Origin of the sequence: Chitinasiproducens palmae (genome assembly GCF_900095735.1) — a bacterium.
GTDB lineage: Bacteria > Pseudomonadota > Gammaproteobacteria > Burkholderiales > Burkholderiaceae > Chitinasiproducens > Chitinasiproducens palmae.
Map to the genome: position 1 here is coordinate 219879 of NZ_FNLO01000006.1, position 24872 is coordinate 244750.

Consider the following 24872-nt stretch of genomic DNA (forward strand, 5'->3'; position numbering starts at 1 on the left):
TCGATCGATGGCCTTCGACCAAACAACAAGAAACCGCCTTCAGCGCTTCGTCAATGATGCGCGCCGCGTGCTGGAAGAGGAATTCACCCGCCAGCTCCAAAACGATTACGGCATGGACCCGAACGCGGGCACCGTGGCTGACCTGGCCAGCCTGCGCCACATCAACGACGCCCAGCGCGAAACCGCGCGTATCCTGCGAGATACCCTGGCGCACTACACCGCCAGCGGCGACATGAATGCCACCCAGGGTCTGGATCGCATCGTGCGCGAGCAGGCCTTCACGGTGCTCAACCGTCTGGCGGCGTTGCGCATGGCCGAAGCACGCGGCCTGCTAGTCGAATCAGTCGGCAATGGTTTCCAGGCCAAGGGCTTTCAGCTCTATGCGCGCCTGGCCGGCACCGGCCTGGGCGAAACCGGCGATGCCTACCGCGTGTATCTGTTCAGCGTGTTCGATGAGCTCGCCCAAGACCTGCCCGGCCTGTTCGAGCGCTACTCGCCGCAGGGCCGCCTGTTCCCGCGTGAGGCGGCGCTGCTGCAAGTGCTTAACCTGATCAACGATGCCGAAATCGCCCCGCTGTGGAGCGAGGATGAAACCATCGGCTGGATCTACCAGTACTTCAACTCCAAGGAAGAGCGCAAGGCCATGCGCGATGCCAGTCAGGCGCCGCGCAACAGTCGCGAATTGGCGGTGCGTAACCAGTTCTTCACGCCGCGCTACGTGGTCGAGTTTCTGGTGGACAACACGCTGGGGCGCCTGTGGTTCAACGCCACAGGCGGGGGAACGGACCTGCGCGAGCGCTGCCAATACCTTCTGGTGAAACCTGATGAGCAGCCCCAGGCCGCCACAAAACTGCGTGACCCGCGCACACTGAAGCTGCTGGACCCGGCCTGCGGCTCCATGCACTTTGGTCTGTATGCCTTCGATCTGTTCGTCGAGATTTATCGTGAGGCATGGGCCTGGGAGCATCATCACGGCCCCGGTTCATTGGATGTCCCCACGCAGCCCGATGCTGCGCTCAAACCGCTGAGCCAGACCTACGAGGACGAGGCAGCATTTCTGCGCGACGTACCGCGCCTGATCATCGAACACAACATTTATGGCGTGGACATCGATCCGCGCGCTGCGCAGATTGCCTCGCTGGCGCTGTGGCTGCGGGCGCAGCGCGCTTGGCACGACGCGGGAGTGAAGGCCAAAGACCGTCCCTTGATCGGACGGGGTCATGTGGTCGCAGCTATTGCGCCGCCAGCAGAGCGTGAACTGCGCCAGCAGTTTGCGGCCAACCTCGACAGCAAAGATGCCGAGCTGTTCGAGAAGACCCTGCAAATGCTCAAGGGGCTGCCGGAGCTGGGTGTTCTGCTCCAGGTCGAGCGCGAGCTACCGAACTTGATTCGCCAGGTTTATGTGGGCAAGGGCACCGGCCTGTTTGCCCAACAGGAGTTAGAGAACTGGCAGCAGGCAGAAGCACGGCTGCGTGAGGCGCTCACCGAATTCGCTCAGGCAGCCAAATCGACCTATCAGGGGCGGCTTTTTGCACAGGATGCCTTGCAAGGACTCCGCCTCATCGATCTATGCCGTGAAGTGTTCGATGTGGTGGTGATGAATCCGCCGTTTGGATTGCCAGCAGCTGCAACGAAATCGCACTTAACAAGTGCATACCCAGATACCTGGAAGGATATTTATGCGGCCTTCATCGAACGAGCTCTTCAACTGCTCAATTCGAACGGAATGCTTGGGGCTATTACGCCAAGTATGTGGCAGTACAGTCGTCAGCTAAGAGATCTTAGACAGAACCTGATCGATCTTGGTTCTCCTCGACTTCTCGTCGAGGTTGGGAATGGCGTAATGGATGATGCGGCTGTCGAAGCGTCAATATGGACAGCATCAAAAAATAGAAACGACGATGAGCTTTGGTCGTTAGATCTACTAAAGCACCCCCGCGAGCATAGAGCGGAGCTAATGCGAGACCCTGGAGCATCATGGATCAAGCATCGGGCTGAAGACTTCATAAGGGTGGCAGAAGCCCCTTACTGCCACCACGTACCAAAAAACCTACTTGCTCTGTGGAAGCGGACCGGTCGTTTGGAGAATGTAGCGCGGATCGCCAAAGGGAACACGACCTTCGATGATTTCCGCTTTCTTAGGCTTTGGTACGAAGTTCCTGCTGGGAGCATGGACAAATGGAAGCCATACCGATCTGGAGGCGATTTCCAGCCTTTTTTCGCTGCAAGCAGACTTCGAATCTACTGGGAAAATGACGGCGCCGCTGTACGAGCATGGGGGGCCAGCAAGCACGGTTCTGACGCACAGGTCATGCAGAGTTCAGAGCTTTGGTTCCGCGCTGGATTGGGATATCCCCGCGTTGGAACGTTGGGATTTGGAGTTCGCGTAGCACCTGCCGGAGAAATATTTTCCGGAAGTTCGGTCTTTGTACTTCCCGAACTCTTAGCAATGAATCTACCGCTCTTGGCATTGCTCAATAGTAGTCCAGCCCTCGCTCTTTTCGAGGCGCATGGACGTCATCGTAGAACTGAGACAATTGCACTAAAGGATCTACCCATTGCTTGGGATGACTTGGCTCCTATTGCCGACCAACTGGAAAAGATCGCCGCCAGCGCGGTCTACGCGATAAGAGAATGGGAATCGACCGACGAAACCAATCCTCTTTTCATTCGGCCATACTTCGACGATTCAAACATCGAATCTCAGGGATTTTCCGAAGGGGTTTTCCAGCAAGTCACAAGCGCAGCAAAGAACGCCTCTGCTCTTATCGCTCAAAGAATCGGAGTTTCAGCTGACGATTTGCCACCGGTCGATGCCGAAAATTGGAGCCCATTGATCTCACTCGGAGAGAATGCCTCGCGCATATTTAGCTACCTTGTCGGTGTAACCTTCTATCGCTGGAACCCGACCGCAGCGAGAATTGGGTGCTCAATTGAGCCATCTAGGCTGTTCGAGCCGACCCCGTCAACACCACCTGGCGCGATGGTTTTATCTGCCCAATCATCATCCGCTGTTGCCAAAGGTTCAGCTGGCAAGCACGAGGTATCTCAAAGAAACTTTGGAATGATTGATCACGAAAGCGGTCAGCTTTCGAATTTTGCATCCAGAGTTCGGGGGGCATTGGTCGAAATATTTGGAAGCAAGGCCGATGAAGTCGAAAGCAAGATTTGCACCGCTCTTTCCATAAAGGACCTGGAGACTTATATCGAGAAGCCAACCGGATTTTTTGCGGACCATCTCAAAAGATACACATCAAACCGCAGAAACGCTCCTTTGTATTGGCCATTGTCTACTTCATCGGGGAGCTACACGGTATGGGTGTATTACCCCAGTCTCAGCAGCCAGACGCTCTATACCGCTATCAACGACTTCGTCGAGCCCAAGCTCAAGCAAGTCGGCGACGATGTCACGGCGCTGCGCAACAAGGGTTCGGCCAGGACACGAGACGACGAAAAGCAGTTCGAAACACTGCAAGCCTTCGAGCTAGAGCTGATCGAACTGCGTGACACCCTGCTCAAGCTCGCGCCCACCTACAAGCCCAATCACGACGACGGTGTGCAGATCAGCGCCGCGCCGCTGTGGCCGTTGTTCCGCCACAAACCTTGGCAGAAGGTGCTCAAAGACACCTGGGCCAAGCTGGAAAAAGGCGACTACGACTGGGCGCACCTGGCCATGAACTACTGGCCCGAGCGCGTGCGCGAGAAGTGCAAAACCGACAAGTCACTCGCCATAGCGCACGGCCTGGAAGATTTGTACATCGAGCCCGAAGCAGCGCCGAAGAAGACGCGCGGCAGAAAGAAGACCGGAGGCGATGAATGATCCAGGACGTCAAAGCGCTGCCGGTCAGCTTCTATTTCAGTCCCGATGGAACAACATCGTTCTTCATTCCCAAGTACCAGCGCGAGTATGTGTGGGGCGGCAAGAACTGGGACGCGCTGTTCAATGACCTGGAGGAGTCGCCCAGTGGGCACTTTCTGGGCTCCATCATCTGCGTGAACACTCAGCAAGATGGCATGGCCGGTGGCCGACTGGAGCTGATCGACGGCCAGCAACGGTTCACCACCATCAGCCTGTTGTTCTGTGCGTTCTACGACAAGCTGAATGCCATTCCGAATCCGGATCGCCGTCTGCTGGTAGAGCTGGACAACCTGGAGAGCCGCATCTTTGTCCGCGCCTCTGGCCAGTGGCGTCTGGAGCCTAGCGAGCAGGCGCAGAACAAGACCGATTTCCAGAAGGTGCTGAGTGATTTGTTCCCCAAGCAGGTGAAAGCGCCGAAGGGCTTGAGCAATTTCGGCAACCGCCGCATTGCACGCGCCTACCGTTACTTCTGCGAGCGACTTGAAGGGCTGAGCCAGGACAGCGTATTGGCCCTGCTGGAAAAGCTTAAAGCGGCCATGCTGGTCAAGATCGAGGTGCGCAGCCATTCCGATGCCTTCATGTTGTTCGAGTCGATCAATAACCGAGGCATCCCGCTCTCGGCCATCGACATCATCAAGAACAACCTGTTAGCCGAGTTGGACAAGCGCCCGGACTACGGCATCGACCGGGCGTTTGACGAATGGAAAGACCTGATTGACCTGTTGCCCGACCCGGCAGTGCAGGAGCGCTTCCTGCGCCAGCTGTACAACATGTTCAAGTACCTCAAGCGGGTCGAGGTCAAAGGCTGCACCCGCGCCACACGATCGAACCTGATCACCATCTACGACACCCTGCTGCGCAAGCGTCCGGTGTGGCTGTTCGGCGCACTTCAGGCCAAGGGCACAACCTACTCGGCGCTGCTCAATCCCATCGTTGCACGCGCGAAATGGGGCGACGCTGCCGCAGCGGCCTTGCAAGACCTTCAGCGCCTGGGAGCTGCGCCGGCTTACGCATTCTTGCTGTGGGCCAGCCAGGTGGCGCAGAGTCAGAAATGGACCGAGGGTGATGCAGTGAGCCGCCTGGCCACTTTGCTCACCAAGTGGTTCTTTTGGCGCAACCTCACCGATATGCCGCCCACCCGCGAACTAGACCCGATGTTCATGGAACTGGTCGGCTACTTGTTGACGCAGATTCGCAGTGGCGAGATCACGACGCTGGACGGCTTCGTTCAGCAGACCACTGATTGGCTGCTGGCACGGGCAGCCGCGCAGGAGGTTTGTGAGTCGCGCCTTAAGGGCGATGTGTACCTTGAGAACTACGAGGCCACGCGGTTCATGCTATGCAAGCTGGAAGAGACACACCAAACCCGAGAAAACAAACGCGACCTGTGGGCGCATGACGCCAATGATCGCCCCATCTTTACCGTCGAACACATCCTGCCGAAGACCGAAAACTTAGGGCCGGGCTGGGTGACGATGCTCGAAGGGGAGCAGAAAGACACTGCGGCTGCCATTCGCGAGCGCTGTGCTCACCAGCTCGGCAATCTGACACTGAGTGGCTACAACTCCAAGCTCGGCACGATGGAATTCTTGAAAAAGCGAGATCGCAAGAACGACCAGGGCGACTTCATCGGTTACCGCAACGGCTTGTATCTGAATGCCGAATTGGCCAGCCGAGATGAGTGGAACGAGGTCGCCATTACGGCGCGAACAGACAAGATGCTCAAGGATGTGATGTCCATCCTGAGCCTGCGGGAGGACAAATGACGATTGCAGAATTTATCCGAGAAGGCGTACTGCGGCCACGTCTGATGCAAGCTGGCGCCTTGGTGGTGTATGACGCCGACAAGCGCTACCGTGAGCAGTGTTTAGATCTGGCGGCTGACAAGGTGCGGGTGGTGGATGCATCCGAGAGCAGCATCGAAAGCCGCGAAGCTGCTTTGTTGGCACTGCGCGATGTGGGCCAGCCCAAGGCGCCGCTGGGGGCTGTGCTGATCTATGTGCCTGCCAAGCGCCCGGAAACCGACGAACAGAAGCAAGCAGATCCATTTGCCCTGTATGCAGAATGCGGTGCGGTGTTCCCGCAAGATGATGGTGACGATTACCTGAGCTTGTGCTTACGTGCGAGGCCGGACCACGCGACTGAGATCCGCCAGGTGTTTGCCACGTCGCCCTCCGGGCCGACTTTTGCTGTCATCGACGCGATTGGCGGCGGCGTAAGCTGGCCCCAGTTGCGAGTCACATTGCAGGTGGAATCGGGCCGCGAGATTTTGGCCGCACTTCTGGTGCCCAGCGCCAAGCAGATCGACGCATTGAAGGTCCAGGAAGGTTGGGTACAGGAGGCACGCGACTTCCTGCGAGCGACCCTGGGACTGAGCGTGAAGACGCGCGGCAAGACCTGGCCCGCCCTGGCGGACGAGTTGTGGCGCTATGTGCTCTTCAGTGAGTTCGTCTTTGATTTACCCCTGGCCTTGCCCGATGCCCTGAATGGCGTGCCGCACGCGCCGCCGGAGGCCAGGCCTATCGTCGAAGGGGTGTGCGATCAATTGCGCAATGACCCCAAAGCACGTGCGGCCTACATCGACCGGGCAGAGACCATAGAGAAGGAACTCAATCTCGTTGAGCTGTGCGGCTCTCTGGAAGACCTGGGCGAGCGGGATACCTTTCCCTTTGAGGAGCGGACGTTCCTGCGCGCCGCCATCAAGGGCATCGTCACGGACGACACGGATGCCACGCGCCGAGTGCTGGCCAGGCACAAGGGCTCTGTCTGGCTGGGTAAAGGAGAAAGCCAGGCACAGTGGGAACTGGTGCGCTCGGGCCTGAGCTTGGTGGAAGCCTGCGACGACTTCGAACGCCAGTTGCCTGGTCATGCGCGATCGCAGGCGGAGTTGATCGACTTCTATCTGAACAGTTTGCGCGAGGCAGATCGTCTGCAGCGTGAGTTTGAGCAGGCCGCGGGCGATTTTCTCGATCAGCATGGGCTGATGCACGAGGTCATCAACCAGGCACGTGCGCGCTATCGCCGCCTGGCGGAAAAGGTGCAAGGCCTCTTCGTCAAGCACATCGAGACGGCAGGCTGGCCGCCTGCTGGTCGACTGGCCAACGCCGATGTTTTCGATCGCCTTGTGGCTGATCGCCTCAAGGAGCGTGGCCGCAAGGTGGCGTATTTGATGGTAGATGCCTTGCGCTACGAATTGGGCGTGGCGCTTGAAAAGCTGCTGACCGAGGATGGCCCTGTTGAGTTACAGGTGGCGTATGCGCAGTTGCCCTCCATCACCTTGGTCGGCATGGCCAGCCTGTTGCCCAATGCCCGCACCGGGCTGGCCCTGGCGCTGGAGAACGATTCGCTGGTGCCCAAGTTAGACGGTGAACCTGTGGGAAGCGTGGCGCAGCGCATGGGTGTACTGGCCAAGCGGTATGGTGATCGCTTCGAGGAAATGCCGCTGGGCGACTTTGTGCGTGGCAAACCGAAGATCGCCGAGACCGTCGATCTGCTGGTGCTGCGCTCTACGGAAATAGACAGTCAACTCGAAAACAATCCCGAGACAACCTTGGGGCTGATCCCCGGCACGCTCAAGCTGATCCGCGTGGCACTGCACAAGCTGCGTGGCATGGGCTTTAAAGAGGCGGTCATCGTGACCGATCACGGTTTCTTCCTGAACGCGCAGGCAGAGGCTGGCGATGTGTGCGTGAAACCGCAGGGGAAATGGCTGAATGCCCATGACCGCATGATGCTGGGCAACGGCACGGCGGACAGCCACAGCCTGGTCGTCAGCGCAGACAAGGTTGGTATTCGCGGCGATTTCACCCAGGTAGCGTTGCCACGCAGCATGGCTCCGTACCGCGCTGGCCATTTTTATTTTCATGGTGGTGCGTCTTTGGCGGAGGCGGTCGTTCCCGTTCTGGTTGCTCGTCTTGACCAGGGTGCCAATGCGGAACCACGCAAGGTGCTGGTGGAGCTGAGCTACAAGAACGGCGCCAAGCGCATCACCACCCTGCTGCCCGTGATTGAAGTGGCCTTGATATCCGATGACATGTTCACGCAGGACATGAGCGTGGAAATCTTGCTTGAGTCCCAGGACAGCAAGGGTAATGTCGTGGGAGAGCCGCGCCCCGGTGGTGATGTGAACCCTGCGACGAGAACGGTGACCCTGATGCCGAACCAGCGCAAACAGATTGCATTGCGAATGGATGAGGATTTCAGGGGCAAGTTCAAAGTTGTGGCGTTGAACCCGACGACTTTGGCGGCCTACAGCAATCTGGCGCTTGAAACGGACTATACGGAGTAAGCCCATGGACGAACTCGACCAAAAACTGAACGCCACTTTCGATGGCAAGGTACTGCGCAAGGACTTGCTGCACCGGATCAAGAAAGGCACCAACGTCCCGACGTTCGTCCTGGAGTTCCTGCTTGCCAAGTACTGCGCCAGCAATGACCAGGCTGAGATGGACGCCGGCATGGAAGCAGTGCTCTCGTCGCTGCAGGAGAACTATGTGCGGCCAGATGAGGCCAATGCCGCGCAGTCCAAGGTGGCCACAAAAGGCAAGCACCGCTTCATCGACAAAGTGCATGTTCGCTATGTCGAAAAGGAAAAGCGCCACTGGGCATCGCTGGAGAACTTCAACTCGCAACGCATCGCCATTGCCGAGAAGTTCTATCGGGATAACGATCGTCTGCTGGAAGGTGGCATTTGGGCCGAGGTCACCCTGGCGCACAACGACATTGATGAAGACGATTATGCGTTTTCTATTGAGGACTTGCGACCGATCCAACTGACGCGATTCGATTTCGAACGCTACGCAGAAGGCCGATCAGCCTTCACGCGTGATGAGTGGATCGCTGCGGTATTGCGCTCAGTAGGCTTGGAGCCAAGCAAGCTCTCGAAGCGCGTGCAGATGCACTTCATCGCCAGGTTGGCCGCTTTGGTGGAGCCCAACTACAACTACATCGAATTGGGGCCACGCGGCACGGGCAAGTCCTACTTCTTCAGCGAGTTTTCGCCTTACGCCACCTTGATCTCGGGTGGCCAGGCCACCAAAGCCACACTGTTCTACAACAACGCACGTCGCAAGGTGGGACTGGTTGGCTTTTGGGACACTGTTGCGTTCGACGAAGTTGGCGGGATCAAGGTGCGAGACCCGGACACCATCCAGATCATGAAGGACTTCATGGCCAATGGACGCTTCTCGCGCGGAGCCGAAGTCATCGCGGATGCCAGCTTGAGCTTTGTCGGCAACATCGATGTGTCGGTGCAGCAGGTGGTCAATTCGAACGAGCACGACCTGTTTCAGCCCTTGCCGCCAGAGCTTGACTTGGCAGTGATGGACCGATTCGCCGCGTACATCCCAGGTTGGGAGATGCCCAAGAACAGCAGCGAGTTCCTGACCAGCAACTACGGATTTATCACCGATTACTTGGCCGAAGCTTTCCATTACCAGTTCAAGCACACGAATCGGTATGAGGAAGTGAGCAAGCGCATTCGACTCGGGAAATCAATTGAAGGGCGCGACGAGAAAGGCATCAAGAAAACCGTCTGCGCATTCTTGAAGGTGCTGCATCCGAACGGGCCGCCAACGGACGAGGAGTTCGAGGAATACGTGGCCTATGCGACGGAATGCCGCCGCCGCGTCAAGGAGCAGATGAACAAGCGCAAGCCGGATGATGAGTTCGCCCGGATCAACCTGTCCTACTTCAAGGCCGGTGGTGATGAGGTGGTGGTGTTCTGCCCAGAGTCGAAGGATGCACCGGCAACGCAAGAGCCTGCGCGCCGTCGTTTGAATCCGGTGAATGAGCGGCCTGCCGAGGCAGCCGAAGTGCGCCCCGTCGTAGAAATGGCCTCTGCTGCGCAGGAGCCCCCAACGGTGGCGACGCCGGTATCGGCGGCCCCGGCTGTGGTTTTGATGGCGGGGGGAGCATCATCGGTCGAACTCAAGGAACAGCACTTCACCATTCTCTATGGCGATACTGGACACAGCTATGAGTCGATCTTAGGCCCTTATCTGCAAGGCGCGAAGTCCGTCGTGATCGAAGATCCGTACATTCGCCTGCAACACCAGATTCAGAATTTCGTGCGCTTCTGCGAGACGGTGCTGAAGGCTGGAACGGTGAAGAAAATCGACCTGATCACGGGTTATGACGACCGAACCCAACTAGCCGACATTGCCGAAAAGCTCGATGAGTTGAAGCAGAGCCTGCTGGAGTTGGATGTAGAACTAGAGGTAAAGCTCAATCCGAACATTCACGACCGCGAAATCCGCCTGGATAACGGATGGGTGATCAAAATTGGGCGTGGCCTCGACTTCTATCAGAAGCCAGCGGGCTGGTTCGAGGTTGGCGCAAATGATCTGAGCCTGCGCAAGTGCCTAGAGACAAAGGTGGATATTTTCAGAGGCTAGAACCGATCCGGGCTTTCCCATCAAGTATCTGTAGGCGTGCGGTTCATCGCTGTCAAATAGGGATTGTTTGGCGGTGTCTCATCAAAGATCAGCTGTGGCTGGTTCAGCAGATAGCCATGCAGCCGCCGTGACTTTCGAGGCCCTGTTGACCTGTCCCGGTAATGTAAGGCCAAATTGATCTGGGATAATGGCGCATCGAGGGTGGGAGCGTCATGAAGAAGAGCCGATATGGCGACGAGCAGATTGTGCGGATTTTGCGGGAGGCGGATACAGTGACCGTACCCCGGAATTAGTCCCGCTCAGAAGTAGAGAAAACCGGCTTCGCAGTTACTTCTGACAACGCCGTTTCCCGCGCCTGGCGGGCGAATTCGGCAGGTGTCGCCCACTGCAATGCAGAGTGGGGACGGCACTCATTATAAACCCTTCGCCACGCTTCGATCTTGCTCTTCGCGTCGTCCAGCGACAAAAACCAATGTGCGTTTAAACACTCCTGCCGAAGCCGGCCATTGAAGCTTTCGCACTTGGCGTTATCGGTCGGCTTGCCTGGTCGGCTGAAGTCGAGTTCGACGTTATTCTCGTAAGCCCATTTGTCCATCACCTTCGAAATAAGCTCGCTACCGTTGTCCATTTTGATAGTGCACGGCAAGCCACGCCATGCAACGATGTCGTTCAGTACGCGAACAACGTCGTCCCCTTTCAAGCTGTGACCGACATCGATAGCCAAGCTTTCACGCGTGAAGTTATCGACGACGGTCAATGCTCGAAGCTTGCGTCCATCGAACAACGCATCGGCAACGAAGTCCATGCTTCATATCTGATTCATCGCCGTGACCAGATGCTTAGGTTGGCGTAGCTGTGCCGACTTGTTGCGCTTTGGCCGTTTGAGCCTAAGCGACAAGCCTTCTTCCTGATACAGTCGACATACCCGCTTGTGATTGTCCGGCCAGCCTCCGCGCCGTAAAAGAACATGCACCCGTCGATATCCGTAATGCACCCGGGTCTTTGCAATGTCCTTTATCCGCAGCAACAGTGCCGACGAGTCACGCGCCACAGACTTGTAGCGGTACAGTGAGCCTGACATCCGAAGCAGTGCGCAAGCCTTCGTCAAACTCGCGCCATATCGGTCTCGCAACTCGTCGATAAGCAGCCGCTTGCGCGAAGGCTTCAGAGCTTTTTTGCTAGGACGTCCTGCAACATCGTCTTGTCCAGGCTCAGGTCGGCCACCAAGCGTTTGAGCTTGGTGTTCTCTTCCTCCAACTGCCGCAGCCGGCGCAACTCGGACGGCCCGAGACCGCCGTACTTCTTCTTCCAGTTATAAAACGTCGCCTCGCTGATACCCAGCTTGCGACACACCTCATCCACCTTCGTGCCCAGCTCTGCCTGCTTCAGCGCAAACGCGATTTGCGCCTCTGTCAACTTGCTCGTCTTCATGGCATCTCTTCCCGGTTCGGACCAGTCAAATAATGCCGAATTCTCTAGTTTTCAGCGGGACGATTTTCTGGGGTAGGGTCAATTCAACGCGGTCGAAATCGTGGCGCGAATGCCATGCCCGGTGAGTTGGTCCTCGTACCCCATGCGCTTGAGTGCGCCGTTGAACGTGTTTTCGCTGATGCGGCTCTTGAGGTTCCAATCACCGGGGATGAGATAGACCTGCGCCGGCTCGAACTTCTCCAGCAGATGCCGAACGATTTCCTGCGCCCGCAACGACAACGGCACGATGTACGGTGGAATGTCAGAGAAACGCTGGCGCTTCTTCTTCTTGAGCTGCTTGCGTTGCTTGAGCCTGACCACGGGGATGATCCACAGACCTCGCTCCATATCGAACTGATCTGGCGTGGCATAGCGCAGCTCGCCGGTGCGCACCCCCGTCAGCATCAGCAACCGCAATCCCAGTCGTGTATTGGGGCGACTACGGTACGTGCGCAGCGTCTGCAACATTGTCGGCAGTTCGGGCCTGCGCAGAAATGGGTTGTTTTCGGCCGGCGGCAGTGGCATGGCCACCACATCCAGATCCTTGGACGGGTTGTCACCCATGTCGGGCACCACCACCGATGCATACGTGAAGAGCTGCGTGAACCAAGTGCGCAGCTTCTCGGCCACCGAAAAAGAGCCGCGCTCTTCCACCCGACCGATGATGTCCAACAAGTGGGCGCGGGTCACGTTGTAGATGGCCATGTGGCGCAGCAGGGGAAAGACGTCCTTCTTGAAGACGCGTTCGATCTGCTTCGGCGTGCTTTGCCGCCCCTCATTTTCCAGTGACAGGCTGCGGTGCGCCAGCCACTTGTCATAGACAGCCTTGAAGGTATGGTCGCCAGCCAGCATGATCGCGTGGCGCTTGCGCTTGCGGTCGGAGTGCGGATTGACACCCTTGGCCAGCGGTGCCCGGGCCTCGTCACGCAGTTCGCGGGCCTCTTTCAGGGAAAGGGCCGGATAGCCGCCGAAGGAAATGCGTTCGCGCTTGCCGCCCCACGAGAAGCGGAAGTGCCACGCCTTGAAGCCGGTGGCTGAAATGTTGAGGTAGAGGCCGTCGAAATCGGCGATTGCATACGACCTGCCAGTCATCTTGGCTTGTCGAGCTTTGAGGTCTATCAGCATGAGTCCAACTCCTGCGAAGCAAGTTGGATGCATGTTCCTCAGGCGGTAGCATCTCCTCCAGCAACAATGCGGAGTTGGGAACCACCGCATTGCCGATGTACCACTCAACGTACCGGTCTGAAGCGGCTGGGAGTGGATTTTGCTGGATGTCAGTGAATGAGGGTTGGTTAAAAACTCTCAATCCTGACAATGACTTACGAAGTTCCCTGGCGTTCGGTGGAAGACCCTGGAAAGTCGAGTGGAGCCGGCGCCCGCCATCGCACGTGCGAGCGGACAGCCGGCGACGCTGTAGGCACGGTCTGTCAGTGCGACAGTGCGCCGGTGCCGCAGTGGTCGCTCTCGCCGACGTGGGATGCGCGGGCAGTGGCGTTCGCCGGGCGCTGTGTCGGCCGGGCCGTTTCCAGTGCGCGCGCCTGCCGTGCCTGCGCCGAGGCGCGATGCGCGAGCAGTTCCGCGCGGTCCGACAGTGTGCGCGTCAGTTCGCGGACGGCGTCATCGAGCCGTTCGGCCAGCACGTCATCGATCGAATACCGGCCGTCGGCGCCCTTCGGCAATTGGCCATCGACGGCAAATACATTGCTGGTCGCATGGCGGGCGCCGAGCGCGGAGAGCACTGGACGCAACGCATAGTCGAGCGACAGCAGATGAGCCAAGCTGCCGCCCGTTGCGATCGGCAGGACGATCTTGCCATGCAGGGCGTCCTGCGACAGCAGGTCGAGGAACACCTTCAGCAAGCCGGAGAATGAAGCCTTGTAGACGGGTGTCGCGATCACGATCGCGTCGGCGCTTTCCACGTCGGCGACGGCAGCCGCAATCGTGGGGTCGCGGTGCTGGGCGAGCAGCAGTGCGGATGCCGGCAGGGCGCGGACGTCGACGCGGCGCGTTTCGATACGCTGCCGTGCGAGCGATGCTTCGACGCGGTCCAGCAGGTGCGCGCTTCGTGACGGGGCGGTGGGACTGCCAGAGATGAGTGCGATGTGAGACATGAGCGTTCGGCCGGCAACGGCCGATGGAATTGCTGTCGGGTCTACGGCGCGTCGGGTGGGCGGCCCGCCAGCGGGCGCCTGTCCGACGTTGACTGCGCTTACTTGTTGGGCTGCGGCGTGAAGCGAAGATACGGCCGCTCCGCGCGATATCCCTTCGGGAACTTCTGGCGGATTTCGTCTTCGTCCTGGATGGTCAGCGGAATGATCACGTCGTCGCCGTCGCGCCAGTTGCCCGGGATCGCAACCGAGTGCGCGTCGCTCAATTGCAGCGCGTCGATCACACGGAGGATTTCGTCGAAATTGCGGCCCACGCTCATCGGATAGGTGAGGGTCAGGCGCAATTTCTTTTTCGGATCGATGATGAACACCGAGCGCACGGTCGCGGTGCCGGACTGATTCGGATGGATCATGTCGTACAGCGTTGCGACCTTGCGATCGACGTCGGCGATGATCGGAAACTGCACTTGCGTGCCTTGCGTCTGTTCGATGTCGTCGCGCCACTTCACGTGCGAGGCCGCGTCGTCCACCGACAGGGCGATCGCTTTCACGTTGCGCTTGGCAAACTCGGGCGCGAGCTTGCCCGTCAGGCCCAGTTCGGTGGTGCATACGGGCGTGAAGTCGGCGGGATGCGAGAACAGCACGACCCACGAGTCGCCCGCCCATTCGTGAAAGCGGATCGGACCGATCGACGTTTCCTGTTCGAAGTCAGGCGCTTCGTCGCCCAGGTGAAGAGTGCTCATCTGTACAAGTTCTCGGTGCGGTGAATGAAATGGGACGCCCGTGTCGGCCAGACTTCTCACTTTAATAAAATCGCAAGTGAGGAAGCGGGTTGAGTCATTCCGTTTGCGTTGCGTGAACGCTTCGGACATTGCAACGGGTCCGACGCTCCAGCCTAACGGCGTGGCTTGCCTCGGCCAAATAATTATTTCCGATTTTCTTATCCGCATCGCGGCTATGCGAGGTCGGCGACATCGCCGGCCGCCGGTGGATCGACGCGGTGCACGATACTGCGAAGGCCCCGCCAACGCTGATGTCTGCTCGTTATCCACCGGATAGCAAAGTCCTGCGCCGCGCCGCCCTCGTGGTGCACCACGCGCGTGACGCTGCCCGCCAGTGGGGTGCGTCGCGTGGGCATTCGAGCGTCGTCGATGGCGCGCGCCTCTCGCCCTGACCGCCTCGGTTTCAAGTGACGTCGCCGCGTCCGCCGCCGGCGGAACAGACCGCCGCGATTACGCGGAAAGCGAATAACGTTATCAGTTTTCATTTATTGACTTGCGAAATCCACAAAACAATAATGATTTCGCTGCACGCCGCATCGGCCGTTTCATTCGCATCTGATTCCGATCTGCGTCCATCGTGGCGGCCCCGCGCGATGCCTCGCACAGGGACTGCGAGGTCGAGTCGGCGTCGTGCGGTCTGGCGCGTGCCGCCGACCTGCGTCGCGATCGTAGGGCGACGCGTTGCGCGCCTCAGCCAGCGTGCGGCTGTGATTCCCCGTTCTCTCATCGGAGCCTGCTACGCCGTGACCCGCGGACCTCTCGACTACGCCGACAGCCCGCTGTCCAAGGCGGCGCGTCAACCCCTCATGCTCGGCCTGTTCCTGCCGACCCAGACCGGGGGCTTCTCGCAATCCACCCATCCGCGCGGCACGGACTGGTCTTTCGACTACAACCGTCAACTGACCCTGCAGGCGGAAGAAGCCGGTTTCGACTTCGTCTTCGGTTTGCAGCAATGGCTGCCCAAGGGAGGCTTCGGCGGCGAGTCGCATTACCGCGAGAACTTTCTCGATCCGTTCATCTCGACCGTAGCAATCGGCGCGCTGACGCGCCGCATCGTCACTATCTCGACGGTGCACATCCTGTACGGGAACTGGCATCCGCTTCACCTCGCGCGCTTCGCGGCAACCGCGGACCACATCACGAACGGCCGTTTCGGGCTCAACATCGTGACCGGCTACGACGCCAACGAGCCCCGCATGTTCGGCATGGAACGCATCGAGCACGATGCGCGCTACGAGCAGGCCGACGAGTTCGCTTCGGTGTTGGAAGCGCTATGGGAAGGTGCCGACAACGTCGACCATGCCGGCCGCTTCTACAAGCTGCAGCAGGCGTATGTTTCACCGCGCCCGCGCTACGGGCGCCCGATCATGGTCTCGGCCAGCGCGTCCGAGGCAGGCTATGCGTACGCGGCGCGTCATTCGGACGTGGTCTTCACGTCGAGCCCGGCAGGCGCCGTGTTCGAACGGGCGATCGGCGTGCTGCCCGCCCATGTCGCGCGCATCCGTGCGCCCTATGCCGGCACTGGCCGCGACCCCAAGGTCATCATCTTCCCGCTGATCATCTGCCGCGAAACGCGCGAGGAGGCGTTCGCCTACCGCGACGCAATCGTCGCGCAGGCCGACCTGGTGTCGATCCGCGGTTACACCGCGCGGCACAGCGGCGGTGATGCGCAAGGCTGGAAAGAGCATGTGCCAGCCGATCGGATCCTCGGCGGACACCTGCAGATCGTCGGCAGCCCGGAGGATGTGGCTGACCAACTCGCTCAGCTGCACGAGGCCGGCTTCAACGGCGTGCAGCTCGGCTTCTACGATTACGCACCGGAGCTGGCGTTCTTCACCGAGCGGGTGCTGCCGTTGCTCGAAGCGCGCGGCCTGCGTCAACGGGTGACATGAGTACGTTGCGCGGACGTGCTTCGCCAGACCTGATCCTCAACGCCGCAGTGCTGGGCGTGGGGATGCACCCGGGCGCCTGGCGGTTGCGACGCGAGCCGCCGGCCACGGCGTTCACGCCGGCCTATTTCCGTCGCATCGGTGAATTGGCCGAGGCGGCATGCCTGCATGCCGTCTTCCTGGCCGACACGCTTTCGGTCGACGAGGAGAACTACGAGCGTCCGAATCTGGGCGCGGTGGATCCGTTGCTGGCCCTGACGCTGATTGCCGGGGCGACCGAGCACGTCGGCCTGGTGGCCACCGCGTCGACCACCTTCAGCGAACCGTTCGGGCTGGCGCGTCGTTTTGCTTCGCTGGACCATCTGAGCGGCGGCCGCGCCGCGTGGAACGTCGTCACCACCTTCGTGCCTGCGGTGGCCGCCAACTTCGGCAGCGCGCCGTTGCCGGCGCCGGCCGACCGCTATCGGCGTGCGGAGGAATTTGTCGATGTGGTGCAGGCGCTGTGGCGCAGCTGGCAGGCCGACGCGTTGATCGGCGACCAGGAGAGCGGCCACTACGCCGAGGCAACGCGCGTCAAGCGCTTGAACCACCATGGCGAATTCTTTGATGTCGCCGGACCACTGACATTGCCGCCGTCGCCCCAGGGTGAACCGGTCCTGTTCCAGGCAGGCTCTTCCGAAGCCGGCCGCGGGCTCGCCGCGCGGACCGCCGACGCGGTCTTTACCGCGCAGAACACGCTGGTCGCCGCGCAGGCCTTCCGACGCGACATGCGCTCGCGGGTCGCGGCAGCCGGTCGCGATCCCGATCGCTTCAAGGTCCTGCCCGGGCTGCTCGCGGTGCTGGGCGGGACCGAGGCGGAAGCGCGCGCGCGCAAGGCGCGGCTGGACGAGCTGGCCGGTGACGCGGAGCGACGCAAGCTCGCGTTGCGGCTCGGCGTACCGGTCGAGCTGCTGCAGCTCGACGCGCCGCTGCCGGTCGATGCGGTACTCGCCAATCCGGCCTTCAAGGGCGCGGAGGGTTTTCGCCAGGCCGCCCTCGAACTGGGCGTTCGCGAGGGCCTGACGGTGCGCGAGATCCTGTACCGCAACGGCGGCGGTCACGTGCAGGTGGTGGGTACGCCGGAGCAAGTGGCCGACCACATCGCGCACTGGCATCGGGAAGGCGCGGTCGACGGTTTCAATCTGATGATCGACGTGCTACCCGATGGTCTTGAAGACCTTGTCGAGCAAGTCGTCCCCTTGCTGCAGCGACGCGGCCTGTTCCGTGACGAATATGCCGGCCGCACGCTGCGCGCCAACCTAGGTTTGCACTCACAACCATGATCCGATACGCGTTTTCCGAGGGCGTCGCGCGCCTGACTTTCGACAGCCCGGCGACGGCCAACGCCATCACTTACGCGATGATGCAGCAGTACATCGATGGTCTGCGGCAAGCGCAGACGGATGGCGCGCGCTTCCTGCTGATCACCGCGAACGGCAGCGATTTCACGCTCGGGCGCGACCAAAAGGAAAAGGTCGAGGGTGTCACGCGTGAACAGAGCCTGACGCTGATCCTTCAAGCCAATGCTGCGCTCAGGGCCTTCGAGGGCGTCAGCATCGCGCTGATCCAGGGGCGCGCGCTGGGGTTCGGTTCCGGCATCGCGTTGCACAGCACGATCTCCGTTGCGGCCGACAGCGCGACGTTCGGTTTCGACGAGATCGATCATGGATTGGCACCGCTCGTGGTGCTGGCCTATGCGCCTTATTACATTGCACCCCGCGTCGCGCAGGAGCTGGCGATCACCGGTCGTCATGTCGACGCACGCGAGGCGCGCGAGATCGGCATCGTCAGCCGCGTCGTGCCCGAGCAGGAATTGGCCGCGACCGGCGAAGCGCTGGTCGAGCAGTTGACTGGCCGGCTGCCTGCGGCGGTCCGTTTCATCCGACGCTATCACGAGGCGCAGGCCGCCTATCCGAGCGACGAGACGCTCAACGACGCGGTGCGCCAACTGGCCGCGTGGCTGGCCGCGGGCAAGCCCTGAGATGGGCGCGCGCCGTCTTTCCGCGATGCGACGTGCGTGGCAGCTGGCGATAGCGCTGACGGCCGCGGCAACCGTGAGCCCTGCGCACGCGCAAGCGTCGGCACCGTCGTCGCCGTCTGCGGGCCTGACCAAGCCCAAGCCTTACCGCATCGGTTACCTGGTCGATGCGTCCGGCACCGAGCAGGCCACCATCCGTCCGCCGCTCGACGGGCTGAATCTGTACATCGCCCGGCTGAACCGCAGCGGCGGCGTGAACGGCCGTCCGGTCGAGATCGTGGTGCGCGATACACGCAGCAATCTGCAGCGGTCGCTCGATGCGGTCGGGGAGCTGTCGCGCTCGGGCGTGTCGGGCATCGCCGGGCTCGGCATTTCAAGCACGCACGGCGCGGTCTACGCAGCGGCGCAGAAGGTCGCCCTGCCGGTCATCGCGGCATTCCCGGCGAATACGCCGTTCGTGTTGCCGCCGGCGCGGCCGAATGCCTTCGGCGTCGGCCTGGCCTTCAACGTCACCGGCGTGGTTGGCGGGCGGTTGGCCCGCACCGTCAGCCCCGACGGCAAGCGACTGGTCTGCGTGGCCTTCGAGTCCAGCGGCTCGGTGCAGGCTTGCGACACTGTCGGACGCTCCGCGCGCGCGGCAGGTTTCACGCAGGTCGACACGCTCACCGTGCCGGTCGGCCATGCCGATTTCCGCGTGATCGTCGATCGCATCAACGCGCTCAAGCCAGACGTCGTGACCGACTGCCTTGGCCGCGCGCAGGTGATGGCGTTGCTGCCGGCGCTGACCGCCTCGCCGTATCAGGGTGTGTTCCTGTCGATGGACTCGGCGATCGGCGAGCAGGTGTTGCGCGACGGCACGCCGCGCGGCAGCAAGGTCACGGTCTACAGCTACGGTCGCTACGTCAGCGGCAACGACGGCGATGGCGAACAGGTCCGGGCGCTGCGCGAGGCGGCCGCTGCGGCAGGCATCGCTGCGCCGGACGCCAGCCATGCCGCAGGCTGGGTGATGGGTCTGGTGCTGCGAGACGCGCTGCAGCGCTGCCCAGGCGATTGCGACGGTCCGCAACTCAATGCCGCGCTCGAAAGCGTCGATGTCGATACCGGCGGTCTGACCGCGCAACGGGTCCGTTTCACGCATGGCGACCATTACGGCCCGACCGCCTACCGGCTGTACCGATTCGACGCCGACACGCGCACGTTTGCCGCGGTCGGTGACTGGATCCGCATCGGCAGCGACGGGCATCTGCTGCCGTGACTGCCACCGGGCGCGCGGCCGGCGGCGCGCCCCTTCAACGAACTTTCCACGCGACTCACTATGCAACGCATGCTTTCCCGTCTTCGTACCACACCCCTGGCTGCCGTGGCGCGCCGGGCCGCGCTTGTCGGTTCAGCCCTTGCCGCCGCCTGCGCGCTTGGCGGCTTCAGCACGGTCGCGTCGGCCGCGGAGGCTGCTGCGCCTTACCGGCTTGGTTATCTCGTCGACGGTTCCGGCCCGCAGCAAACCACCATCAAGCCGGCCTACGATGCATTCCGGGTCTACATCGACGCGCTGAACAAGCGCGGCGGCGTCAACGGCAGACAGGTCGAGATCCTGTCGCGGGACGTGCGCAGCGATACGCAGCGCTCGCTCGATGCGGTGCAGGAACTGTCGCGTGAAAAGGTCATCGGTCTGCTGGGCCTGGCCGCCACCAACACGCACGCGAGTGTGTACACGGCTGCGCGGCGGGCCAATCTGCCGGTGCTGGCCGGCTATCCGGTGAACATTCCGCTGGTGTTGCCACCGGCGCGTCCCGGGGCATTCGGCGTCGGCCAGGAGTTGAGCCTGGCCGGTACGATCGGCGGCCACTTCGCGCGTCAGGTCAGTCCAAAGGGCAAGTCGACCGTGTGCGTCGCGTTCGAGGTGCCGGGCTCGATCCTGTCATGCGAGCGGATCAACCAGCAGGCCAAGGCGCTTGGTTTCGAGAAAGCCACGATCCTGACGGTGCCGATCACGCAGCGTGACTTCCGCGCCATCGTCGACAAGATCGTCGCGGAGCGCCCCGACGTGGTGACCGACTGCCTGGGCCAGGGCCACGTGGCCGCGCTGTTGCCGGTACTCGCGACGTCGGCCTACGGCGGCATCTTCCTGTCGATGGACACCGGCGTGGACAATGCGACGCTGCGCGATGCCACGCCCGCGCAATCGAAGCTGACGGTGTACAGCTATGGGCGCTTCATCAGCGGCGACGACGGCAGCGGCGCGCAAGTGGCCGCGCTGCGCGACGCGCTGAAGGCGGCGAAGGTACCCGAGCTCACGTCGAGCTGGGCAGGCGGCTGGACGCTCGGGCGCGTGGTGGCCGACGCGCTCGGCCGCTGCACGGGCGAATGCGGACCGGCCGACTTCCAGAAGGCACTCGAACACGTCGACATCGACGCCGGCGGGCTGACCGGTACGCGCATCCAACTCACCCAGCAGGATCATTACGGGCCGAGCGCATACCGCCTGTATCGCTTCGACAATCGCACCCGCGCGTTTGCGCCGGTCGGCGACTGGCTGCGCATTTCGAGCGCCGGCCGCATCGGCGGCTGAGCGCGCCGGATGTCACCGTTCTAGGAAAGGGCTCGCCGACGATGAACGTACTCTCCTTTGTCTGCAACACGCTCGCCAGCGGCGCGGTCTACGCGCTGTTTGCGCTGGCGGTCGTGCTGGTGTACCGCAGCAGCCGCGTGCTGCTGTTCTGCATCGGCGAGATCGGCATGATCGCGGCCTATACGCTGCTGCATACCTGGGCATGGCTGGCCGGCGAGGCCGGCGGCCTGCCCACCGCCAGCACACCGCTGTGGCAGGGTTTCGCGCTGGGCCTGCTCGCTGCACTGCTGGCGAGCGCGGCGGTCGGCTTCGTCCTCTATCTCTGTCTTGGACGTCTCGACCGGATCGCGAGTCCTTTCGTCGGCACCGCCGTGACGATCGCCTTCAGCATTGCCTTGCTCGGCCTGATGACCACGCTCTGGCAGGGCGAGATCGCACGACTGCCGCTGCCGGATCGCAGCTTCCGCGTCGGCGGCCAATCCGCTTCGACGCTGGCGGTGGCCGTTGCAGTGCTTGGCGGCATTCTGGTGGCGGCTTGCCTGGCACTGCTGCGCGGCAGTCGCGTGGGGATCGAGATGCAGGCGCTGGCCAGCGACCGTCGGCTGGCGTTGCTGCGCGGCGTACCGGTGCAGCGCCGCCTGCTGACCGTGTGGCTGGGCAGCGCGGCGCTGAGCGGCCTCGCCGGCACGGCGTCGGCGACACTGTCCGCCGTGTCGATCGACGGCGCTGCGGTCGGATTCTCCGGCATCGTGGCGGCGATCCTCGGCGGTCTGACGAGCCCGGGCGGCGCACTGGTCGGTGCGCTGCTGCTCGCCGTTGGCGAAAACCTGACCAGCCTTTACTTCGACGCCCGTTACAGCGTCGCGGTCCCGGTACTTGCGTTGCTCGCGATGCTGGCCTTGCGGCCCTCCGGGCTGAGCGCACGCGTCGAACATATCGTGCGAACCTGACATGAAGCTTCCTCTCGTTTCTCGTCCGGGCTTGCCGGCCGCGCAGGCGCCGGCCGGCGCCACGCGTCGGGCCTTGGTCTGGCTGGCGTTGCTGGTCGCCGTCGCGGTTCCCGTGACGCTCGGCGACTATGCGCTGCACCTGGCCGTGAGTGGCGGACTGATGGCGCTTTCCGCGATGGCCCTGACCGTGCTGTCCGGCACCGCCGGCCTGCCGTCGCTGGGCACGGCCGCGTTCCTCGGCATCGGCGGATTCGGCGCGGGCATCCTGGCCACGCACGGGCAGTGGGGGCTGGTGCCGGCGATCGGCGTCGGGGCCGCCGCGGGCGCACTGGTCGGGGCCTTGATCGCGCTGCTGACACTGCGCGTGTCGGGCCTGTATCTCGCGGTCGGCACGCTGGCGCTGCAGCATGTGATCGGACTTGTCGCGACCGACATCGACATCAAGATGACCGGGGCCGCGGGATTCCTGCTGGACGCGCCGGTGGTGGCCGGCATCGCGATCGACACGCCGCTGCGCTGGTGGGCGTTGACGGTCGTACTGCTGATCGCCGTCCACGCGTTGCTGGCCTATCTGGTGCGCGGCGCGCCGGGGCGTGCGTGGCAGCTGCTGCGCGATCATCCGGGCGCGGCAGTGGCGCTCGGCATTCCGGCCGCCCGCAGTCGGCTTGGCGTTTTTGCGCTGTCGTCCGCATTGATCGGCGCGGCCGGCGCGGTCGGCGCCTATTACCTCGGCAACGTGCAGGCCGGCACCTATACGATCCATCTCGCCGTTGCCTACCTGACCATCGCCGCCCTCGGCGGTCCCGGCCGGCTGGGCGGCGCGATCGCGGCCTCGTACGCGATCGTGCTGCTGCCTGTCGCGCTTTCCGCATTGCTGCGCGTCGCTGGCGTCGATGCCAGTTCGCGTGCCGCCGGTCTTGAGAACATCGTGCTCGGTCTGTTGCTGGTGGCGTCGCTGCTGCGTGCCCGGACCGCGCTGCTGGCGCGCCTGCAAACGCTGCGAGGTGGTCGTGGTGCAAATTGAACGCGAAACGGTCGACGCCCCGGCGCTGCTGCACGCCGAGCAACTGAACGTGCGATACGGTCGGCAGATCGCCGTGCGCGCGGTCGACTTGCAACTGGCGCGCGGCGAGAGCGTCGCGCTCGCGGGTGCCAATGGCGCCGGCAAGACTTCCTTGCTGACCGCGCTGGCCGGCGTCGTACCGCCCGGTGCGGCACTGAGCGGACGCGTGACGCTCGACGGCCGAGCTCATGACCTGGCCGGCCGCAGAAGGGCGCCGGACCCGGCGATTGCACTCGTGCCCGAGCGTGGCAAGGTGTTCGGCCTGCTGACGGTCGAGGAGAATCTGCGCGTGGCGCGTGGCGCCGGCCTGGCCGGCGCGCGGCTTACGAGCGACGATGTGTACGGGTGGTTTCCGCGTCTGCGGGAACGGCGTCGCACGCTTGCAGGAAATCTGTCTGGCGGCGAGCAACAGATGCTCGGCATCGGCATGGGGTTGATGCGCGCACCGCGGGTGCTGCTGCTCGACGAGCCGACCCTGGGACTGGCCGTGCCAGTGATCGAGGAGGTTTGCGAGCGCCTGGCCGCGCTGCGCGATGCGCTCGGCTTGACACTGCTGGTGGCGGAATCCGATTCGCAGTGGCTGCCGCGGCTTGCGCAGCGCGCGTTGATCATCGATCGGGGTGCGCTGGTGCATCGCGTCGGACGGCTCGACGCAGCCCAGCTCGATGCGATTCACGACATATTGCTGGGCATCGGCGCGACCGCGTCGCCGCTATCGGATGAGGTGGGCCATGTCTGAAATCGAGCCGTTGGCGATGCCGATCTCCGCACCGCATCGCGCGGCGGGTGCAACGGGTGGCGCGGGAGGCGCAAGCGGTGCGAGCGGCGAGCATGCCGCCACGCGGCCCTTGCTCGAGTTGCAGGCCTTGTCGCTGCGCTTCGGCGGTTTGCGGGTGTTGCACGACGTCAACCTCCAGGTCGGGCGTTCCGAAGTCGTGGCGCTGATCGGGCCGAACGGTGCCGGCAAGTCGGCCTTGCTCAACTGTGTGAGCGGGGTCTACCGACCGCAGCGGGAGAGCCGGATCCTGCTCGACGGGCAGCGCATCGACACCCTCGGCGCGCACCGCGTCGCGGCCGCTGGCGTGGCGCGCACGTTCCAGGGACTGCACCTTGCAGCGGGCCTCTCGGTGCGGGACAACATCCTGCTTGGTCTGGCCGCGCGCGATGGCGTGGGTGCCGCACGGGCACTGCTCAGGCCGTTGTCGCAGTGGCGCCGCGAGCGCGCGGCGCGGGAGGCAGTCGAAACGATTGCCGCGCAGTGTCGTCTCGACGACGTCCTGGCGCGGCCCGTCGGCGACCTGCCGTTGGGCGTACTTCGGCGCGTCGATCTGGCGCGCGCCCTGATCGGGCAACCGCGGCTGCTGCTGCTCGACGAGCCGGCGTCCGGCCTGAGCCACGACGAACGGCCGTTGATCGGCGAGATGGTACGCCTGGCGCGGGCGCAGGCGGGCCTGTCGGTGCTGTGGATCGAACACGATCTCGAACTGGTTTTGAACGAGGCATCGCGCGCCGTGGTCCTGCATCACGGCGAGTTGGTCGAAAGCGGCGACCCGCGCGTTGCGACGGAGCGCGCGCGCATCATCACCGGCTACAAGCACGGTCGTCAGCTGGCTGCGTGATCTTCCAATGATTCCGCCGTGCTGGGCCGGCGCCGCGAATGTGTCGGCGTACGGTTCGTGCGCTGCTCTCCGTCCCCAGCCGACCGCGCATCGAACGTCGCATGCCGTCGCTAACCGGCGTCAGCGCATGTGTTGCGCTTCGTTGCGACGG

General features: G+C 62.5%; 15 protein-coding genes and 3 pseudogenes. 13 read left to right on the forward strand and 5 right to left on the reverse strand.

Translation table 11 applies throughout. The features are described from left to right. Window positions 1–7 precede the first annotated feature (7 nt). Genes pglX through brxL form a run of 4 tightly spaced genes read left to right on the forward strand, consistent with a single transcriptional unit; the run spans window position 8 to window position 10254 of the window. Window positions 8–3820 carry a BREX-1 system adenine-specific DNA-methyltransferase PglX gene (gene pglX, locus BLU54_RS23270; protein WP_139169661.1) on the forward strand — a complete coding sequence of 1271 codons (3813 nt, stop codon included), beginning with the start codon at window positions 8–10 and terminating at the stop codon, window positions 3818–3820. After that, a complete protein-coding gene (locus BLU54_RS11880) occupies window positions 3817–5625 on the forward strand; it encodes a DUF262 domain-containing protein (protein ID WP_091908366.1) in 1809 nt (602 codons plus the stop codon). The genes pglX and BLU54_RS11880 overlap by 4 nt, the downstream gene beginning before the upstream one ends. Beyond that, window positions 5622–8147, forward strand: coding sequence for a PglZ domain-containing protein (locus BLU54_RS11885; RefSeq protein WP_091908368.1), 2526 nt, complete (start codon window positions 5622–5624; stop codon window positions 8145–8147). Before BLU54_RS11880 ends, BLU54_RS11885 begins: the two co-directional genes overlap by 4 nt. 4 nt (window positions 8148–8151) lie before the next feature. Next, window positions 8152–10254 (forward strand): BREX system Lon protease-like protein BrxL, encoded by a 2103-nt coding sequence (gene brxL / locus BLU54_RS11890; protein WP_091908370.1) that lies wholly within the window; start codon window positions 8152–8154, stop codon window positions 10252–10254. Between the two features lie 20 nt (window positions 10255–10274). On the opposite strand, the pseudogene BLU54_RS24215 reads toward brxL, so the two are convergent. From BLU54_RS24215 to BLU54_RS11910, 5 genes and pseudogenes are all read right to left on the reverse strand, one after another. Next, window positions 10275–10400 (reverse strand): annotated as a pseudogene (locus BLU54_RS24215) (conjugal transfer nickase/helicase domain-containing protein); the annotation flags it as partial. Between the two features lie 143 nt (window positions 10401–10543). Beyond that, window positions 10544–11685: pseudogene (locus tag BLU54_RS11895) on the reverse strand (IS3 family transposase). A gap of 81 nt (window positions 11686–11766) precedes the next feature. Next, window positions 11767–12849: pseudogene (locus BLU54_RS11900) on the reverse strand (tyrosine-type recombinase/integrase); the annotation flags it as partial. 302 nt (window positions 12850–13151) lie between these two features. Next, the gene (gene ssuE, locus BLU54_RS11905; protein ID WP_091908372.1) at window positions 13152–13835 is read right to left on the reverse strand and encodes an NADPH-dependent FMN reductase; all 684 of its coding nucleotides are present in this window, start codon (window positions 13833–13835) and stop codon (window positions 13152–13154) included. Between the two features lie 98 nt (window positions 13836–13933). After that, on the reverse strand, window positions 13934–14575 hold the full coding sequence (locus BLU54_RS11910; RefSeq protein WP_091908374.1) for a peroxiredoxin: 642 nt from the start codon (window positions 14573–14575) through the stop codon (window positions 13934–13936). Between the two features lie 782 nt (window positions 14576–15357). Between BLU54_RS11910 and BLU54_RS11920 the strand changes: the two genes are divergently transcribed. From BLU54_RS11920 to BLU54_RS11960, 9 genes are all read left to right on the forward strand, one after another. Further along, a complete protein-coding gene (locus BLU54_RS11920; protein ID WP_235837916.1) occupies window positions 15358–16506 on the forward strand; it encodes an LLM class flavin-dependent oxidoreductase in 1149 nt (382 codons plus the stop codon). After that, entirely contained in the window at window positions 16503–17825 is a 1323-nt protein-coding gene (locus tag BLU54_RS11925; protein ID WP_091908378.1) for an LLM class flavin-dependent oxidoreductase, read from the forward strand. The genes BLU54_RS11920 and BLU54_RS11925 overlap by 4 nt, the downstream gene beginning before the upstream one ends. Then, complete coding sequence (locus tag BLU54_RS11930) at window positions 17822–18523, forward strand: enoyl-CoA hydratase/isomerase family protein (protein WP_091908379.1); 702 nt, start codon at window positions 17822–17824, stop codon at window positions 18521–18523. Before BLU54_RS11925 ends, BLU54_RS11930 begins: the two co-directional genes overlap by 4 nt. A gap of 73 nt (window positions 18524–18596) precedes the next feature. Next, window positions 18597–19775 (forward strand): ABC transporter substrate-binding protein, encoded by a 1179-nt coding sequence (locus BLU54_RS11935; protein WP_235837917.1) that lies wholly within the window; start codon window positions 18597–18599, stop codon window positions 19773–19775. A gap of 60 nt (window positions 19776–19835) precedes the next feature. Beyond that, window positions 19836–21089 carry an ABC transporter substrate-binding protein gene (locus BLU54_RS11940; RefSeq protein WP_235837918.1) on the forward strand — a complete coding sequence of 418 codons (1254 nt, stop codon included), beginning with the start codon at window positions 19836–19838 and terminating at the stop codon, window positions 21087–21089. 41 nt (window positions 21090–21130) lie between these two features. Then, window positions 21131–22039, forward strand: coding sequence for a branched-chain amino acid ABC transporter permease (locus tag BLU54_RS11945; protein ID WP_091908381.1), 909 nt, complete (start codon window positions 21131–21133; stop codon window positions 22037–22039). Between the two features lies 1 nt (window position 22040). Continuing rightward, window positions 22041–23063 (forward strand): branched-chain amino acid ABC transporter permease, encoded by a 1023-nt coding sequence (locus BLU54_RS11950; RefSeq protein ID WP_091908383.1) that lies wholly within the window; start codon window positions 22041–22043, stop codon window positions 23061–23063. Beyond that, window positions 23053–23841: an ABC transporter ATP-binding protein gene (locus tag BLU54_RS11955; RefSeq protein WP_170845130.1), complete on the forward strand. Its 789-nt coding sequence runs from the start codon at window positions 23053–23055 to the stop codon at window positions 23839–23841. The genes BLU54_RS11950 and BLU54_RS11955 overlap by 11 nt, the downstream gene beginning before the upstream one ends. Continuing rightward, window positions 23834–24721, forward strand: a complete 888-nt coding sequence (locus BLU54_RS11960; protein ID WP_235837919.1) for an ABC transporter ATP-binding protein — start codon at window positions 23834–23836, stop codon at window positions 24719–24721. The genes BLU54_RS11955 and BLU54_RS11960 overlap by 8 nt, the downstream gene beginning before the upstream one ends. Window positions 24722–24872 lie beyond the last annotated feature (151 nt).